The following is a 16,330-nucleotide window of genomic DNA, read 5'->3' on the forward strand; positions in this document are numbered from 1 at the left end:
CACAGCGGGCGGCGGATCCACGACATCCGCTCGCTGCCTGGTTTCATCGCTTTTGTGGCGAGGGGATTTATCCCCGATGGGATGCGCAGCAGCCCCAGTTTTTATTGCCTCGACACACATCTTTGCCAGCGCTTCGCACTGGATCGGGGATAAATCCCCTCGCCACAGGGTGCTTTGAAAATCACACCACCATCTGCAGAATCAACCAGGCATTCGCGCCACTGATCACCGCAAACAAGCCCCACGCCAGCACCCGGGTCGGCAGCCGGTTCACAAACGGCCCCATCAGTTGCTTGTCGCTGGTCATGCGGATCAGCGGGTACAGCGCAAATGGCAGTTGCAGGCTGAGCACCACCTGACTCAACACCAGCAACTTGCCCACCGCGTTATCCCCCATCAGCCACACGCCGATGAACGCCGGGATCAGTGCCAGTCCGCGAGTGATCAACCGCCGCTGCCAGCAGGGAATCCGCAGGTTCAGATACCCCTCCATGATCACCTGTCCGGCGATGGTCCCGGTGAACGTCGAGCTCTGCCCCGACGCCAGCAACGCCACGCCGAACATCACACTGGCCAGCGCGCCGCCGACCAGCGGGTCGAGCAGGTGGTAGGCGTCCTGAATGTCGACCACGTCGGTATGCCCGGACTGGTGAAACGCAGCCGCCGCCAGAATCAGGATCGCCGCGTTGACCAGCAGCGCCAGGGCCAGCGAACCGATGGTGTCGATGCGCGCCAGGTTGACCGCGTCCTGCTTGCTGGCCAGGTCCTTGCCGATCATCCGCGTCTGCACGATCGAAGTGTGCAGGTAGAGGTTATGCGGCATCACCGTCGCGCCGAGAATACCGATCGCCAGATACAGCGGTGCGGCATCGCTGATCGCCGAGAGCGACGGTTTGAAACCGGCGAACACATCCGGCCAGTAGGGTTTGATCAGCACCAGTTCAACGAAGAAACACACGCCGATGGTCGCCACCAGCACCAGCATGATCGCCTCTAGCCGACGGAAGCCACGGTTCTGCAAGGCCAGCACCAGCAGCGTGTCGAAGGCGGTCAGGGCAATGCCGAAGGTCAGCGAACAACCCAGCAATAAATGGAAGGCCAAGGCACAGCCGAGCACTTCGGCCAGATCGGTGGCGATGATCGAGATTTCCGCCAGCACCCATTGCAGGCGAGCAGTCGGGGTGCTGTAGCGCTCGCGGGACAATTGCGCTAGATCGCGACCGGTGGCGATGCCCAGACGCGAGCACAGGCACTGCACGACCATTCCCGCCAGACTTGCGAGCAACACCACGAACAGCAGGCTGTAACCAAAACGCGAACCGGCCTCGATCGCGGTCGCCCAGTTGCCCGGGTCCATGTAGCCGATCGACACCAGCAAGCCAGGCCCGGCAAAACGCAACACGCGTTTGAAGAACGAAGCGCTCGGATCCACCGCGACGCTGCCGGCCACCTCCGGCGGGCAGAACGGCGCGGTGGCGATTTTGGGTAAGCTGAATTTCACGCACACATCCAGAAACAAGTTCGAAAGACGCAGCTTAGAGGTTTCAGTCAGCGCCTTGAAGAACAAAAACTCTATCGGCTCATGCCCAACAGTTGCTCACGCAGTTCGGGATTGCGCGTACGCGGATCCAGCCAGATATCGAAAAATGCCCGGGCAAATTGCGGATCATCGATTTCATGCTGCAACTGCTGACCGACAAAAAACCGCGCGCCCAGCCCCGGCAGATACACGCCCGTAATCCGCGTGCCGGCCTGCACATCGACGAACGATTGCTCCATTTGCCCTTGCCACCTGGCCAGTTGCGCGGGACTGACGCCCGAGCCTGCCAGCCGTTTGATTTCATCGACACTGGCCTGCACCAGATCATCGCGGGAGATCTTGCGCCGATAGATCAGCTCCAGAGCGAAGGGCTGTTCGGTGGACAACGGGCGTGCCGCGCTCCACAACCGGGCGTTGTAGACGTCGAAGCCGAACACACTGAAATCGCCGGTGCCGATGATTTGCGCGCCGGGCACGGCGTCCTGCCAATTGGCCCAGGTCGGCGTCAGCAACAACGCCCACAAGCCGATGCCACAGCACCCACGCAGCAACTTCGATGGTTTGCTCATCGCGGTATCGACTCCGGTAAACCCTGATCTTCAGAGCATAGCGGATATCACTCGCACACTTTGTATACAAAAATTGTCGATCAATGCAGCAATCGGTTACCTTGGCCATCCCATCCCCGGAGGCCTCCCGCGTGCTGATCCTCAAACTGCTGCTGATTCCCGCTTTTCTGCTGCTGATTTCTCTCGCCGGCAAGCGCTGGGGGCCGAGCGTGGCCGGTTGGCTGTCGGGGTTGCCGGTGGTGGTCGGGCCGATTCTGTTTTTCCTCGCCATCGAACAGGGGCCGCAGTTTGCTGCACAATCGGCGGTGGCGGCGCTGTCAGCGATGTTCGCCATGATCGCCTTCTGCATCACCTACGCGCAGGTGGCGCAGCGGGCGAACTGGCCGTTGGCGCTGACGGCGTCACTGTCGGTGTGGGCGGGACTGGCGCTGGTGTTGTCGCTGATTCCGTCGTCACTGACGTTCTCGGTCGCTGCGGCGGCGATTGCCCTGCTCGCCGCGCCGTACCTGTTTCCCGACGTGCAGCCGGTGCTGAACGGCCCGGCGCCGAAGTCGGACAAACTGCTCTGGCGGATGATTGCCGGTGCGGCGCTGACGCTGCTGGTGACCATGCTCGCGAGTACTGTGGGCGAGCGCTGGAGCGGCTTGCTCGCGGTGTTCCCGGTGCTCGGCAGTGTGATGGCGGTATTCTCTCAGCAGACTCGTGGCCCAGCGTTTACCGCGGCATTGCTGCGGGCGACGGCGACCGGCATGTACTCGTTCTCGGCATTTTGCCTGGTGACGGCGCTGACCCTGCCGAGTCTCGGCCTCAGCGGATTCATCGCCGGTGTCGCGGTGTCGGTGGCGATGCTCGGGGTCACCCGCAAGTTGCTGGCCCGACCGACTCCCGCCAAAAGCCCACAACCTCAAGGCTGAGGCAGCCTGACAAACCGCGCTGGAATGCCAGGCATGCTCCGTGGGATCATCGCCGCCCTGGCGCGACCATCCCTCGGAGATTCACATGTCATTGCTCAGCAAGAAAGCCGTCGTCCTGTTGCTTGCGGCGGTCGCCGGCCTCGGCGCCCTCAACGCCCAGGCAGCCAAGCCCAAGGAAAAGGCCTCGACCAACAACGTGTCGATGCTCGACGGCAAGTTCACCTTCGTCCTGCCCAAAGGCTTCACCGCCGACCCGCTGCCGGCCGGGCCAACCGGTGCCAAGGGCACGATGTACACCAATCAGGCGACCAAGACCGTGGTCATCGCCGCGGAAAACCAGATCGCCGGCGGCGCCAGCGTCAAGGACAACGACAACGAATTTCTCGATGGCAGCCTGGCGAGTTTCATCGATGACCAGCGCAAGGCCCTGCCGGACTTCAACAAGCTCAGCGAAAAAAGCCTGACCCAGAAAAGCAGCGGCCTCGGCGTGCGTCAGGTCGACAGCACCGCCACTCAGGGCGGCGGCCAGACCCTCAATACCACCCTGCTCGCCGCCTCCGGCAAGCGCATGGCGCTGGTTCAGGTGATTTCCCGGGCCAGCGACAAGAGCGGTCACGATGCGCTGGTGAAAACCATCCTCAAGGACAAGTGATCCTTACGGATTGAGCTGCTGCAGCCAGGCGTTCAAGTCGCGCAGCTCGGCAGAACTGATGCTGTGGCCGACACCGGGATAAGCGTGAAACTCGGGGCTGTAGCCGAGTTTCTGCAGCCGCGCATTGGCTTCGGTGCCGTCGCGGTATGGCACCCGATCATCGGCGGTGCCATGGCCGATGAAGATCTTCAGCGGCAACGGTTGTTGCTGCGCCTGGAGCTCGGTTTTCAATACCGGCAACAGGCGTCCGCTCAACGCCGCAATGCCGCCGACCGCCACGGGCGGACGCAAGCCCACCTCGTACGTCATCATCGCGCCCTGGCTGAAGCCGATCAGGTACACCTTGTCCGGGCTGGCGTGATATTTCTTCGCCGCCTGGGCGACAAACTCCCGCAGTTTCTGACCGCTGGCCTTCAGATCATCGGTCTCACCGTTGTAGGCGCCTTCGCCTTTTTTGCGAAACCACTGGAAACGCCCTTCGCCCAACGCCAACGGCGCCTGCACCGAAAGGTAGTTGTACTGCGCCGGCAGCTGAAACTTCATGCCGATCAGATCGGCTTCGTTACTGCCGTAACCGTGCAGAAAAATCACCAGCGGCCGAGTGTTCGCGTCCGGGTGAACCTGTTCGATGTATTTCAGTGGCAAATCGCTTTGCAGCGTGGTTTGCGCGTGGACGGCGCTGGACGCCAGCAGGGTTAACAGGGTAAACGCCTTCAACATAGAGCCTTCCTTCACAGAGTGTCGGGTTCGTCGGTGAGCCTAACACTCTCTGAAGAGAGTGGTGCTGGCGAGACCGCTATCGCGAGCAGGCTCACTCCTACAGGGACAACGCATTCCAAATGTAGGAGTGAGCCTGCTCGCGATGAGGCCGGAAAATCCAAGGAAATCTGTCAGTCGTTGATCAGCTTGCCCACCCGAATCGGCTCGCGCCCCGCCACCTTGGCCTGCCAGATCCCCGGCTGGGTGTAACGCCCACGATCGATCGCAAACAACACGCCGCTGGTGCCTGCACAAACAGTGGTGAGGCGGTCATTCAACGGGTCGACCACTTCGAACAGCGCGTCGCCCCGCTCGACCCACTCCCCAGCATTGCGCAGGAAACTGACCACGCCATGGTGCGGGGCGAACAGATATTCGGTGCCTTCGAACGGCATGCCTTCGCAGCACTCGCTCGGTGCCGCCGGCCATTCGCCGCTGATGAAACCCTGCTCGGCGAGAAAGCCGAGAATCGCTTCACAATTGGCCTGCGCCTGATCGACCCGCGTGTCGCCCATGCTGCCCAGCTCAAGGGTGGTGGCGAGGTTCGCCGGGGGAATCGCCGCACTCGGAAACGCTCGCGCCAGACGCAGCCACGGCAACGAGCACGATTCATCGAACGAACTGCCACCGGAGTCTTCGCACAACAAGGCCACGCCGGCCTTCAGTCGCGCCGCCAGCGATTGCCAGCGCGGCCAGTGTTGCGGCAATGCGTAAATGTGAATCGCCGCGTCGAAATCGCAATGCAGATCGAGGGTGATGTCGGCGTCGCAGGCATGGCGCAGCAGCAAGCGGTGCAGCGCTTCCAGTTGCGAGGCCGGGGCTGGCAACTCATCGAGCACCTGGCCCATGGTCTGGCGGATCAGCGCGATGTTGGCCTCGGCGTCGCTGCCCAGTTGCTCACCGATTCGCGCCGCCACCGGCGCACTGAGTTCAACAAACGCGCGGTTGAAATTCTTCCCGCTGCCCAACTCGAAGCGCCCCATGTGGCTGCCTTGCAGATGCTGGTCGAGGCCAATCGGGTTGGCCACCGGTACCAGCTCGATCACGCCTTGCAGACGGCCCTGCTGTTCCAGAGCATTGAGGCGTTGCTTGAGTTCCCACGCGGTGCGCATCCCCGGCAGCTCGTCGGCGTGCAGGCTGGCCTGGATGTACACCTTGCGGCTGCCCGCGCCGTAACGGAAGACGCTGAGGGAACGTTCGCTGCCCAGATGGCTCCAGGGCAGGACATGGTCGATGCGTTGCATGGGTAACTCCTGAATGGCTGGATCACGCAGATCCCCTGTAGGAGTGAGCCTGCTCGCGATAGCGGTGTGTCAGGCACTAAAGCGGCTGAATGTTAAACCGCTATCGCGAGCAGGCTCACTCCTACAGGGTTCTCCTATGAAGCAGAGCATAAAAAAAGTGGCCACCGCGCAAACGGGACCACTTTTTTCTACAGCGTATTAATGGCCGTACACGTCGAAGTCGAAGTACTTGTCCTGGACTTTCTTGTACTCGCCATTGGCGCGGATTTCGGTGATGGCCTTGTTGAATTTCTCGGCCAGCTCGGTATCGCCCTTGCGCACCGCGATGCCCGCGCCGCCGCCGAAGTACTTGGCGTCTTCGTAGGTCGGGCCGACGAATTCGAAGCCTTTGCCGGCGTCGGTCTTCAGGAAACCGTCGCTGAGGTTGACCGAGTCGGCGAGCATCGCGTCGAGACGACCGGATTTCATGTCGAGGTTGGCTTCCTGTTGCGAGCCGTAGCGCACCACTTCAAACCCGGCGTCCTTGGCCATGTCGGTGGCGTAGCGGTCGTGGGTACTGGCGCGCAGCACGCCGACTTTCTTGCCCTTGAGCTCGGTCAGCGGGTCTTTGACACCGGAGCCTTCCTTCATCACGAAGCGCGCCGGGGTGTGGTAGTACTTGATGGTGAAATCGACGTTTTTCTTGCGGTCGTCGGTGATGGTCATCGAGGACAGGATCGCGTCGATCTTCTTCACTTTGAGTGCCGGGATCAGGCCGTCGAATTCCTGCTCGACCCACACGCATTTGACGTCCATCTGTTTGCACAGGGCATCGCCGATATCGACGTCGAACCCGGTGAGTTTGCCATCAGCGGTTTTCATCGAGAATGGCGGGTAAGCGGCTTCGATCCCCAGACGAATCGGTTTGGCATCTTCGGCCACAGCGGTCAGGGACAACATCGACAGTGCCAGGGCACCGAACATCACTAGCTTCTTCATTTATTACTCCTGTGTGCGGAGGCTTTTATTGGCAGCTTTCGATTGGCGTTCGGTCATGGCCATTGAGCAGCAAAAACCGACGTGGCCGGCAGTCTATGGCGGCGCGCACAGGGCAAATTGTGTTTAGGCGACAAATACTTACAGAAAATCGGCGCACGCGTTGACCGGGATCAACAGTGCGCCGACATGGTGCAAAGGCTGTAGGACAAACTCCGATTCTGCTCAGGAAATGGCTGAAAAAACTGTCAGCATTCGCAGGCAATGACAACTCGGGCAGGCTGTTCGACACTCAGCGAAAAACCCTCATCCAGCCAGCCGGTCACGCCGCCGATCATCTCCTTGACCGGGTAACCCAACGCCGCCAGTTTCACCGCAGCCTTGTTGGCGCCGTTGCAGTGCGGGCCGGCGCAATAGACCACGAACAACGTGCTCGTCGAATACTCCGCCAGGCCTTCGGCGGTCAGCAAGCGGGTCGGAATGTTGATCGCGCCCGGCACGTGACCGCGCTCGAACGCCAAAGGCCCGCGCACATCGACCAGGACAAAATCGACTTCACCGGCTTCCTGGCTGCTGTACACGTCAGAACAATCGGTTTCAAACGTCAGACGGTTGCTGAAATGCATCAGGGCAATCGCCGACGGTGCAGCAGGAATGTCGCGAACCAGGCTGGTCATGTTGTGTGGCTCCTTCATCTGTTGGGGTGTGAGCAGACTTTATCGGGCCGGCACTTGGCGCTACAGTGGCGCGCAAGACACTCACCGGGAATTTTCCGCCAAATGCCTGACTCACCTGGATTGGTTGCGATTCTGGCCTACGATGGCCTCTGTACCTTCGAGTTCGGCATTGCCGTGGAGATTTTCGGCCTGCCCCGGCCGGAGTTCGATTTCCCGTGGTACGAGCACTGCATCGTCGCCGTCGATCAAGGGCCGATGCGCGCCATGGGCGGGATTCACGTATTGGCCGACGGCGGCCTGGAGCTGCTGGCGCAGGCGCGCACCATCATCATTCCCGGTTGGCGCGACCGCGCGGCCCCCGTACCACCGGCATTGATCGACGCCTTGCGACAGGCCCACACCCAAGGTGCGCGGCTGTTGTCGATCTGCTCCGGGGTGTTCGTGCTGGCCGCCAGCGGCTTGCTCGATGGCCACGGCGCAACCACCCACTGGCGCTACACCGATGAACTGGCGCGACGCTTTCCGGCAATTGCGGTCGATCCGGATGTGCTTTACGTCGACTCCGGACAGTTGATCACCTCGGCGGGCAGCGCCGCCGGGATCGATGCCTGCCTGCATCTGCTGGCACGGGACTTCGGCACCCAGGTCGCCAATTCAGTGGCCCGGCGTCTGGTGATGTCGCCGCAACGCACTGGCGGTCAGGCACAGTTCATCCCGACGCCGGTCAGCGCGACGCCGCGCAACGACTTGTCGCGGGTGATGCAGTGGGCCCGCGAGCGCTTGCACCAACCGCTGGAAGTGCGCGATCTGGCCAGCGAAGCGGCGATGAGCGAGCGCACCTTTTTGCGCCGTTTCACCGAAGCCAGCGGACAATCGCCCAAAGCGTGGCTGCAACACGAGCGACTGGCCCGGGCGCGGGAATTACTGGAGAGCAGCGTGCACAACACCGAGCAGATTGCCCTGCGCTGCGGTTATCGCTCGGTGGAAAGTTTTCGCGTGGCGTTTCGCAGCGTGGTCGGGGTGCCGCCGTCGGTGTATCGGGAGCGGTTTGGGCGTGGGGTCAAAGCGATTTCCTGAGGTGGCTGTGATGACCCCTTCGCGAGCAGGCTCGCTCCCACATTTGAAATGGGTACCCCTTTGGGAGCGAGCCTGCTCGCGAAGAGGCCAGCCCAGACAGACATAATCTAGGGCTTGCGCAACAGATAGGTATCCATGATCCACCCATGCTCGGCCCGTGCAGCCTTGCGCACCCGCTCGATCTCGGCCGCCACATCCTTGAGCTTGCCGCTGATCAGAATCTCATCCGGCGTGCCCAGATAAGCCCCCCAATAAATCTCGGTCTGCTGATCCGCCACATGGTGGTAGGAATCTTCCGCATCGAGCATCACCACCAGGCTGTCCGTGTCACTCACCTGCCCCGCCGCCAGACGCCGGCCAGTGGTGATTTCAATTGACCGGCCAATGCTGTTCAACGGCACTTTATGCTGCGCGGCCAGCGCCTGAACACTGGTAATCCCGGGGATCACTTCAAACTCGAAAGCACAGCGGCCTGACACCCGAATCGCCTGCAGGATACGAATCGTGCTGTCGTACAACGCCGGGTCGCCCCACACGAGGAAACTGCCGCATTCGTTGTCGGCCAATTCTTCATTGATCAGCCGTTCAAAGGTTTCCTGCTTGGCACGGTTCAGATCATCGACCGCGCGGGTGTAGTCCACGTCGCCGCGCGCGCGCTCGGGGCTGTGGGATTCGACGAAGCGATACCCAGGGTCGGTGATGTAGCGCGCACAGATGTCGCGCCGCAGATCGATCAGTTTGTCCTTGCTCGGGCCTTTGTCCATCAGAAAGAACACGTCGACCTGATTCAGCGCCTTTACCGCCTGCATCGTGATGTAGTCGGGATTTCCGGCGCCGATGCCAATCACTAGCAGTCGTTTCATTACAGTGCTCCCGCAAGATCGATACCCGGCAAGCGTAGCCGCCAGATGCCGTTGAACCGCAGTTCAATCACGGACAACGGTTCAACATCAATGGCGTTGAACGCCGCGCCCTGTAACACCTGCATCAGTGCCGCACGCACCACAAACGGATGGGTGACAGCGACGATGTGCCCCGATACGCCTTGCAGACTGGTCAGCCATGCCGCCACGCGTTCGCTCAACTGCATTACCGACTCGCCACCATGCGGTGCCGCCTGCGGATCATTGATCCACGCCTGCAAGGCCTCGGCCTCGCGCACTTGCAGATCCTTGATCGCTTGCCCGTGCCAGCGCCCCCAATCGCAATCGCGCAGCGCTTCGTCCACTTGCGGCGCCGCACCGAACCACTCGGCAGTCTGGCGCGTACGCAATTCCGGCCCGCACAACAAACGACTGGCGCTGGCGAACTTCGCGGCCAACGCGCCGATCGCGAATGGCGAATTTTCAACAGGCTCGTTCGTAGGAAAGCGCGACAATTTCTGTGCGACGGTTCGCGCGTGGCAAATCAAAGTCAAACGGGTGGACTGCACAGGATTTCACTCGATGAACATCAGCTGAATCGGCGGTAAATCGCCGGTCTTGTGGCAATTGTGCCGTAACCCGGTCGCTTCAGGGGATCTCGTGAACCTCCAGCCCAGTACTCTGAAGTAGAAAAAGCGGCAATGTCTGACACGCTTGGAGGCAATGGACTACAAGAGGCACAGACTCAGGTGTAGCCCTTGTTACTCAGGGTTGTGAGCTTATTTAAACGTCGAATCGCCAACGCTAAAAATTCACTAGACATGTAACCCGAGTTACATAAATACTGTTTTAACGGATTGTGAAACGAATTCAACACCCCCCCCTTCATCCAGCAGGAGCCCGGATGCCCCCTCTCAGAGACTTGATCACCGACCCCGGCCTGGAACTGACGCCGTCGGAGCGCAAAGTGATTCGCGCCCTGCTCGACCAGTATCCACGCAACGGCCTGGGTCCGATGGCGCGTCTGGCCGAACACGCCGGCGTCAGCGATCCGACCATCGTGCGGCTGGTGAAGAAGCTCGGATTTGGCGGTTATGCCGAGTTTCAGGACGCCCTGCTCAGCGACATGGACCACCGCCTGCGTTCGCCGCGCACCCTGTTGCAGCCACGCTCGCACCTCAATAAAGACGATGCCTGGGGCCATTATCTGGCTGACAGCCAACGCCTGCTGGTGGAAACCCAGGTTCTGACGCAACCCGAAGACGTGCGCATTCTGCTCGACTGGCTGCTCGATACCCGGCACCAGATCTACTGCTTCGGCGGGCGCTTCAGCAGCCTGATGGCCAACTACCTGCTCAACCACTTGCGCCTGCTGCGACCCGGCTGCTTTGCGCTGGAAGACAACGCGCAACTGCCCGACCGCCTGTTCGATCTGCAACGCCAGGACGTGGTGCTGCTGTTCGACTACCGCCGCTACCAGTCCCAGGCCCTGCGGGTGGCCTCGGCGGCGAAGAACAACAACGCGCGGGTGGTGCTGTTCACCGACATCTATGCCTCGCCACTGCGTGAACTGGCTGACCTGATCATCAGTGCTCCGGTGGAATCGGCCTCGCCGTTCGACACCATGGTGCCGGCGCTGGCCCAGGTCGAGGCGCTGATTGCCTGCCTGACCCTGCGCAGCCCCGATCTGGCCGATCGCCTGGAAGGCATCGACGCCCTGCGCAACGACTTCAACACCCATCTGCTGGAGGATAAATAAGGATGTTCAGTCTTCCCCACCGCTCGCCGCGGGATTTGCCGTTCGTCACCGGTCACACCGCTCTGTTGCTGGTGGACATGCAGCGTGCCTGGCTCGAACCGCAGTTCGACCCGCACCTGAACGGCCCGGATGCCGAGTATTTCCTGACCCGCGCGCACATGCAGGTGGTGCCCAACCAGCGCCGCTTGCTCAGTGCCTTTCGCGAAGCGCGGCAGAATGTGCTGCACACGATTATCGAAAGCCTGACCGCCGACGGTCGCGACCGCTCGCTGGATCACAAACTGTCGGACATGCACTTGCCCAAGGGCAGCACCCAGGCGCGGATCATCGACGACCTGACCCCGGTGGAAAACGAAATCGTGTTGCCGAAAACCTCGTCCGGGGTGTTCAACTCGACCAACATCGATTACGTACTGCGCAACCTCGAAACCCGCCACCTGATCATTGCCGGCATCGTCACCGACCAGTGCGTCGACATGGCCGTGCGCGATGCCGCCGACCGTGGCTATCTGGTGACGCTGGTCGAAGACGCCTGCGCCACCTACACCCCGGCGCGGCATGACGCCTGCCTGAACGCGATCAAGGGTTACTGCTGGATCACTGACACACAAACCGTGCTCGGCCGCTTGCAGGAGATGCGTCCATGAGTGAGCGCCTGACGCCGTTGCCGATGACCACCATCGTCACCACCGACCTGATCGGCATCACCCGTGGCCGCTCGTTTCCCACCGATCAGCTGGAACATTATCAAGCGGCCGGGTGCGGCTGGGTGCCAGCCAACAGCGCACTGACGCCTCAGGACATCATCGCCTCGACCAACCCATGGGGCGCTTATGGTGATTTGCGGTTGATTCCCGATCTGGCCAGTCGCGTGACGGTCGGTAATGGCCCGGACGCCGCAGCACCGGCGCTGGACTTCATCCATGGCGACATCCGCGAGACCGATGGCCGGCCGTGGAGCGCTTGCCCGCGCACGTTGTTGCGCGATGAAATCGAGCGCTATCGCGACGACCTCGGTTTGCAGGTCAACGCGGCGTTCGAACACGAATTCAACCTGCATGCCGGTTTTGCCGAGCATCTGGCGTTTTCCCTTGAAGCCCAGCGGCAGGGGGCCGAGTTCGGCGGCTGGCTGCTCAGCGCGCTGCGCGCGGGTGGCGTTGAGCCGGAAATGTTCCTGCCCGAATACGGCAAGCACCAATACGAAATCACCTGCCGGCCGACCCTCGGCGTGGCGGCGGCGGATCGTGCGGTCAACGTGCGCGAGATCACCCGCGAAATCGCCCGACAAATGGGCGTCGACGTCAGTTTCGCGCCGAAAACCAAGGCTGACGCGGTGTGCAACGGCGTGCACCTGCACATCAGCCTGCTCGACCTGCAAGGTCTGCCACTGCTCTACGACGCCGGCACCAGCAACGGTCTGTCGACCCTCGGCCAGCATTGGGCCGCAGGGATCCTGCATTACCTGCCGGCGCTGTGTGCGTTCACCGCGCCGACACCGGTGTCGTACGAGCGTTTGCAGCCACACCACTGGAGCGCGTCCTATGCGTGTCTGGGGCAGCAGAACCGTGAAGCGGCGCTGCGCATTTGTCCGACCGTGAGCCTGGGCGGCAAATCCGTGGCGGCGCAGTACAACCTGGAATTTCGTGCCATGGACGCCACCGCCTCGCCGCATCTGGCGATGGCCGCACTGCTGATTGCCGGACGGCTGGGCATCGAACAGCGTCTGGCGCTGAACGCGATCACCGATGAAATTCCCGATTCACTCAACGACGAGCAACGCAAGGCCCGGGGCATTGTGGCCCTGCCCGCCTCGCTGGCCCAGGCGCTGGATTGCCTGCGTGACAGTGCAGCCTTCAATCAATGGCTGCCCAAGCCGTTGCTCGACACTTACCACGCCCTTAAAACCGAGGAACTGGCGCTGACGGAACAGCTCTCGCCCGCTGACCTGTGTGAGCACTATGCACGCCTGTACTGAATCCGCCGAGCTGGGGTTGTACACCCGCCCGGTCTACAACCTGAGCCGCGAAGAGTCATCGCATCCGTTGATCCTGGTGTGCGAGCACGCCAGCCGCTACATCCCCGAGGCCCTGAACAATCTGGGCCTGGACGATGCCGCCGCGCGCGAACACATCGCCTGGGACATCGGCGCACTGCAACTGGCCGAAAAGGTCTCGGAGACACTCGGCGCGACACTGTTGAGCGCCAACTATTCACGGCTGCTGATCGACCTCAATCGGCCCCGGCATGCCCCCGACAGCATTCCGGCGCAGAGCGAGATTTATCAGGTGCCCGGTAACCGCGAGCTGGACGAAGCAACGCGCGAATACCGGCGCCAGACCCTGTTCAAACCGTTTCACGCCCGGCTGCAGACCCTGATCGACCAGCGCGTTGCACAAGGCCAGGCGGTGCGGGTAGTGGGGATTCACAGTTTTACCCCGGTGTATTACGGCCAGCCGCGCCCGCTGGAAGTCGGCGTGCTGTTCGGTCAGGCCGGCGCCTATGCGCAACGGGTGATCGATGGCCTCGGTCAGCACCCGCTGAAAGTCGCGGGCAACCAGCCGTACCGGGTTGATCCGCTGGGCGACATGACCGTGCCGGTGCACGGCGATGCCCGGGGGCTGGAGTCGGTGCTGATCGAGGTGCGCAACGATCTGCTGCGCAGCCCGGAAGCGGTTTCGCTGTGGGCCGAGCGCCTGGCACCGCTGCTGTAAAGAATGCTGCAAGACTGCTGACGCTGTAACGATGGATCGACATAACAACTAAAACGCTGGATAGGCTGACAAGGAGTTGCGCTTCATGGAAATAGAAGAGTTCGGCTACAAACAGGAGTTGAAACGTAGCCTGACACTGACCGACCTGGTGGTGTACGGGATGATCTTCATGATCCCCATCGCCCCCTTCGGCGTGTATGGCTACGTGAATGCCGAGGCGCCCGGAATGGTGCCGCTGGCCTACATCATCGGCATGGTCGCGATGCTGTTCACCGCGCTGAGCTACGGCAGCATGGCCAAGGCGTTTCCGATCGCAGGCTCGGTGTATTCCTACGCACAACGCGGCCTCAATCAACACGTCGGTTTCATCGCCGGCTGGCTGATGCTGCTCGACTACCTGCTGATTCCACCGCTGCTGTACGTCTACGCGGCGATGGCCCTGAACCATCTGTACCCGGACATTCCGAAGGTCGGCTTCATTCTGGCGTTTCTGGTCAGCGCGACATTCGTCAACCTGCGCGGCATCACCTTCACCGCACGGATGAACATCATCTTCCTGCTGGCACAGCTGGTGGTGTTGGGGATTTTCCTGTTCTATGCCTGGAACGCTTTGCACAACGGTGGCGGCAACGGCGAGCTGACCCTGGCGCCGCTGTATCACCCGGAAACGTTCAATTTCGCCCTGCTGATGCAAGCGGTGTCGATTGCCGTGCTGTCGTTCCTTGGCTTCGATGCGATCTCGACCCTCGCCGAAGAAATCAAAGGCGATCCGGGCCGCAGCGTCGGCCGCGCAGCGTTGATCACGCTGGTGGTGATGGGCGTGATTTTCGTCGTACAGACCTGGATCGCCACCGATCTGGCCGCCGGCATGGGCTTCAAGTCCGCCGACACCGCGTTCTATGAAATCGCCGAAATCGCCGCTGGCAGCTGGCTGGCCACCCTGACCGGGGTGGCGACCGCGCTGGCCTGGGGTGTCGCAGTAGCGATCACCTCGCAAGCGGCAGTGTCGCGCCTGCTGTTCGGCATGGCCCGCGATGGCAAGTTGCCAAAAGTCCTGGCCAAGGTGCACCCGAAGCACAACACCCCGTACCTGAGCATTTATCTGGTGGCGGTGCTGTCGCTGGTGATCTGCTACCTGTTCATCAATTCGGTCGACACCCTGACCTCGCTGGTCAACTTCGGTGCCCTCAGCGGTTTCATGCTGCTGCACCTGACAGTGATCAACTACTACTGGCGTCGGCAGAAGTCCGGTCAGGTCGTACGCCATCTGATCTGCCCGGTGATCGGCTTCATCATCGTCGCCGCCATCATGTACAACATGGGCGTCGATGCGCAGAAACTCGGCCTGATCTGGATTGCGCTGGGTCTGGTGTACCTGTTCTTCCTGAACAAGCTCGGCGCCAGCACAGCGCTGCCTGACCCGAGCAATGGCTGACAAGAAAAAGAGCGGCGTCTGACATCAAATCAGGCGACCGCCGCTTTAAAGCGTGGCAACCGACAGTGATAGTCAGGTTCGGTGGGGATCACCGGACCCTTTGATACAGGAGTGCATCCATGCTGGTCTTACGCCCAGTCGAGACAACCGACCTGCCGCAATTGCAGCAGCTGGCCCGCGACAGCCTGGTCGGCGTCACGTCGCTGCCTGACGACAGCGAACGCCTGCGCGAAAAAATCGCCGGCTCCTGTGCCTCGTTCGACAACGACATTCAGGCGCAAGGCCCGGAGAACTACTTCTTCGTCCTGGAAGACCTCGACACTCAACGGCTGGTCGGTTGCTCGGAGATCCTCGCCACGGCCGGTTTCAACGAACCGTTCTACAGCTTGCGCAATCGCCACTTCACCAGTGCTTCGCGGGAACTGAACATCGAGCACGGGGTGCCGGCGCTGTCGCTGTGTCACGATCTCAGCGGACACACGCTATTGCGCGGTTTTCACATCGACAACGCGCTGGTGCGCAGCGCCTTTTCCGAATTGCTGTCGCGGGCACGGCTGCTGTTCATCGCCGCTCACGCACAACGCTTTGCCGATGCGGTGATCACCGAGATCGTCGGCTATAGCGATGAGAACGGTCATTCGCCGTTCTGGGACGCACTGGGCAAACACTTCTTCGACCTGCCCTACGTCGAGGCCGAGCGCCTGTGCGGCCTGCAAAGCCGCACGTTTCTCGCCGAACTGATGCCGCAATACCCGATTTACGTACCGATGCTGCCTCCGGCAGCACAGGAATGCATCGGCCGAATTCACCCGGACGGTCAGGAAGCGTTCGATATCCTCGAACGCGAAGGCTTTGAAACCAACAGCTACATCGATTTGTTCGACGCCGGCCCGACCCTGTATGCGCGCACCGCGAACATCCGTTCGATCGCCCGCAGCCAGACCGCCAGCGTGCGCCAGCAAGCGCCGATCGACGCCCGTGGCCATTACCTGCTGAGTAACGACGCGCTGCAAGGTTTCCGGGCCATCGTCGCCGAACTGGATTACCAGCCCGATCAACCGCTGTCGCTGACGCCGGCCCTGTGCGCGGCGCTGAAGGTCACCGATGGCTGCACGATCAGGCTGACCGCCCTGTGAACCGCGCCCGGTTGCATAC

At 61.6% G+C, this 16,330-nt stretch carries 17 protein-coding genes; 9 read left to right on the top strand and 8 right to left on the bottom strand.

The features are described from left to right. Window positions 1–181: 181 nt before the first annotated feature. Window positions 182–1,501, bottom strand: a complete 1,320-nt coding sequence (locus HDC30_RS03310; protein ID WP_183780748.1) for an Nramp family divalent metal transporter — start codon at window positions 1,499–1,501, stop codon at window positions 182–184. A gap of 71 nt (window positions 1,502–1,572) precedes the next feature. After that, the gene (locus HDC30_RS03315) at window positions 1,573–2,109 is read right to left on the bottom strand and encodes a chalcone isomerase family protein (RefSeq protein WP_183780751.1); all 537 of its coding nucleotides are present in this window, start codon (window positions 2,107–2,109) and stop codon (window positions 1,573–1,575) included. Between the two features lie 131 nt (window positions 2,110–2,240). Between HDC30_RS03315 and HDC30_RS03320 the strand changes: the two genes are divergently transcribed. Beyond that, window positions 2,241–3,023 carry a hypothetical protein gene (locus HDC30_RS03320; RefSeq protein ID WP_183780755.1) on the top strand — a complete coding sequence of 261 codons (783 nt, stop codon included), beginning with the start codon at window positions 2,241–2,243 and terminating at the stop codon, window positions 3,021–3,023. Window positions 3,024–3,108: 85 nt separating this feature from the next. Next, the gene (locus tag HDC30_RS03325) at window positions 3,109–3,675 is read left to right on the top strand and encodes a hypothetical protein (RefSeq protein WP_086792572.1); all 567 of its coding nucleotides are present in this window, start codon (window positions 3,109–3,111) and stop codon (window positions 3,673–3,675) included. Between the two features lie 3 nt (window positions 3,676–3,678). On the opposite strand, the gene HDC30_RS03330 is transcribed toward HDC30_RS03325, so the two are convergent. The 4 genes from HDC30_RS03330 to HDC30_RS03345 form a co-directional block, all read right to left on the bottom strand. Next, entirely contained in the window at window positions 3,679–4,395 is a 717-nt protein-coding gene (locus HDC30_RS03330; RefSeq protein WP_183780758.1) for an alpha/beta hydrolase, read from the bottom strand. Window positions 4,396–4,565: 170 nt separating this feature from the next. Continuing rightward, complete coding sequence (locus tag HDC30_RS03335) at window positions 4,566–5,678, bottom strand: succinylglutamate desuccinylase/aspartoacylase family protein (protein WP_183780761.1); 1,113 nt, start codon at window positions 5,676–5,678, stop codon at window positions 4,566–4,568. Between the two features lie 198 nt (window positions 5,679–5,876). Continuing rightward, window positions 5,877–6,656 carry an ABC transporter substrate-binding protein gene (locus HDC30_RS03340; RefSeq protein ID WP_003226194.1) on the bottom strand — a complete coding sequence of 260 codons (780 nt, stop codon included), beginning with the start codon at window positions 6,654–6,656 and terminating at the stop codon, window positions 5,877–5,879. Window positions 6,657–6,901: 245 nt separating this feature from the next. After that, window positions 6,902–7,330 carry a rhodanese-like domain-containing protein gene (locus tag HDC30_RS03345; RefSeq protein WP_027611645.1) on the bottom strand — a complete coding sequence of 143 codons (429 nt, stop codon included), beginning with the start codon at window positions 7,328–7,330 and terminating at the stop codon, window positions 6,902–6,904. 102 nt (window positions 7,331–7,432) lie between these two features. Here HDC30_RS03345 and ftrA point away from each other — a divergent pair, with 102 nt between their 5' ends. Further along, window positions 7,433–8,407 carry a transcriptional regulator FtrA gene (ftrA, locus tag HDC30_RS03350; protein ID WP_183780764.1) on the top strand — a complete coding sequence of 325 codons (975 nt, stop codon included), beginning with the start codon at window positions 7,433–7,435 and terminating at the stop codon, window positions 8,405–8,407. Window positions 8,408–8,514: 107 nt separating this feature from the next. On the opposite strand, the gene cobF is transcribed toward ftrA, so the two are convergent. Continuing rightward, on the bottom strand, window positions 8,515–9,270 hold the full coding sequence (gene cobF, locus HDC30_RS03355; protein WP_183780767.1) for a precorrin-6A synthase (deacetylating): 756 nt from the start codon (window positions 9,268–9,270) through the stop codon (window positions 8,515–8,517). Continuing rightward, window positions 9,270–9,839, bottom strand: coding sequence for a histidine phosphatase family protein (locus tag HDC30_RS03360; RefSeq protein WP_183780769.1), 570 nt, complete (start codon window positions 9,837–9,839; stop codon window positions 9,270–9,272). The genes cobF and HDC30_RS03360 overlap by 1 nt, the downstream gene beginning before the upstream one ends. A 335-nt stretch (window positions 9,840–10,174) precedes the next feature. On the opposite strand from HDC30_RS03360, the gene HDC30_RS03365 reads away from it, so the two are divergent. The 6 genes from HDC30_RS03365 to HDC30_RS03390 all read left to right on the top strand — a co-directional run bounded on the left by HDC30_RS03365 (window position 10,175) and on the right by HDC30_RS03390 (window position 16,311). After that, entirely contained in the window at window positions 10,175–11,029 is an 855-nt protein-coding gene (locus HDC30_RS03365; protein WP_027611641.1) for a MurR/RpiR family transcriptional regulator, read from the top strand. A gap of 2 nt (window positions 11,030–11,031) precedes the next feature. Further along, window positions 11,032–11,676, top strand: coding sequence for an isochorismatase family cysteine hydrolase (locus HDC30_RS03370; protein WP_027611640.1), 645 nt, complete (start codon window positions 11,032–11,034; stop codon window positions 11,674–11,676). Next, window positions 11,673–13,004 (top strand): glutamine synthetase, encoded by a 1,332-nt coding sequence (locus HDC30_RS03375; protein WP_096796505.1) that lies wholly within the window; start codon window positions 11,673–11,675, stop codon window positions 13,002–13,004. Before HDC30_RS03370 ends, HDC30_RS03375 begins: the two co-directional genes overlap by 4 nt. Continuing rightward, window positions 12,988–13,740 carry an N-formylglutamate amidohydrolase gene (locus tag HDC30_RS03380; protein WP_183780773.1) on the top strand — a complete coding sequence of 251 codons (753 nt, stop codon included), beginning with the start codon at window positions 12,988–12,990 and terminating at the stop codon, window positions 13,738–13,740. The genes HDC30_RS03375 and HDC30_RS03380 overlap by 17 nt, the downstream gene beginning before the upstream one ends. 85 nt (window positions 13,741–13,825) lie before the next feature. Then, entirely contained in the window at window positions 13,826–15,175 is a 1,350-nt protein-coding gene (locus tag HDC30_RS03385) for an APC family permease (protein ID WP_183780776.1), read from the top strand. Window positions 15,176–15,294: 119 nt separating this feature from the next. Beyond that, window positions 15,295–16,311 carry an arginine N-succinyltransferase gene (locus tag HDC30_RS03390; RefSeq protein ID WP_183780779.1) on the top strand — a complete coding sequence of 339 codons (1,017 nt, stop codon included), beginning with the start codon at window positions 15,295–15,297 and terminating at the stop codon, window positions 16,309–16,311. The last annotated feature ends 19 nt before the right edge of the window (window positions 16,312–16,330 follow it).

Source organism: Pseudomonas sp. JAI115, from assembly GCF_014200835.1.
Classification (GTDB): domain Bacteria; phylum Pseudomonadota; class Gammaproteobacteria; order Pseudomonadales; family Pseudomonadaceae; genus Aquipseudomonas; species Aquipseudomonas putida_A.

Bases quoted from the DNA above. Each gene is read 5' to 3' on its own strand.
- ftrA (WP_183780764.1), top strand. From the start codon at position 7,433: ATGCCTGACTCACCTGGATTGGTTGCGATTCTGGCCTACGATGGCCTC.
- HDC30_RS03380 (WP_183780773.1), top strand. From the start codon at position 12,988: ATGCACGCCTGTACTGAATCCGCCGAGCTGGGGTTGTACACCCGCCCG.
- HDC30_RS03365 (WP_027611641.1), top strand. From the start codon at position 10,175: ATGCCCCCTCTCAGAGACTTGATCACCGACCCCGGCCTGGAACTGACG.
- HDC30_RS03340 (WP_003226194.1), bottom strand. From the start codon at position 6,656: ATGAAGAAGCTAGTGATGTTCGGTGCCCTGGCACTGTCGATGTTGTCC.
- HDC30_RS03335 (WP_183780761.1), bottom strand. From the start codon at position 5,678: ATGCAACGCATCGACCATGTCCTGCCCTGGAGCCATCTGGGCAGCGAA.
- HDC30_RS03370 (WP_027611640.1), top strand. From the start codon at position 11,032: ATGTTCAGTCTTCCCCACCGCTCGCCGCGGGATTTGCCGTTCGTCACC.
- HDC30_RS03325 (WP_086792572.1), top strand. From the start codon at position 3,109: ATGTCATTGCTCAGCAAGAAAGCCGTCGTCCTGTTGCTTGCGGCGGTC.
- HDC30_RS03375 (WP_096796505.1), top strand. From the start codon at position 11,673: ATGAGTGAGCGCCTGACGCCGTTGCCGATGACCACCATCGTCACCACC.
- HDC30_RS03345 (WP_027611645.1), bottom strand. From the start codon at position 7,330: ATGACCAGCCTGGTTCGCGACATTCCTGCTGCACCGTCGGCGATTGCC.
- HDC30_RS03315 (WP_183780751.1), bottom strand. From the start codon at position 2,109: ATGAGCAAACCATCGAAGTTGCTGCGTGGGTGCTGTGGCATCGGCTTG.
- HDC30_RS03390 (WP_183780779.1), top strand. From the start codon at position 15,295: ATGCTGGTCTTACGCCCAGTCGAGACAACCGACCTGCCGCAATTGCAG.
- HDC30_RS03385 (WP_183780776.1), top strand. From the start codon at position 13,826: ATGGAAATAGAAGAGTTCGGCTACAAACAGGAGTTGAAACGTAGCCTG.
- HDC30_RS03330 (WP_183780758.1), bottom strand. From the start codon at position 4,395: ATGTTGAAGGCGTTTACCCTGTTAACCCTGCTGGCGTCCAGCGCCGTC.
- cobF (WP_183780767.1), bottom strand. From the start codon at position 9,270: ATGAAACGACTGCTAGTGATTGGCATCGGCGCCGGAAATCCCGACTAC.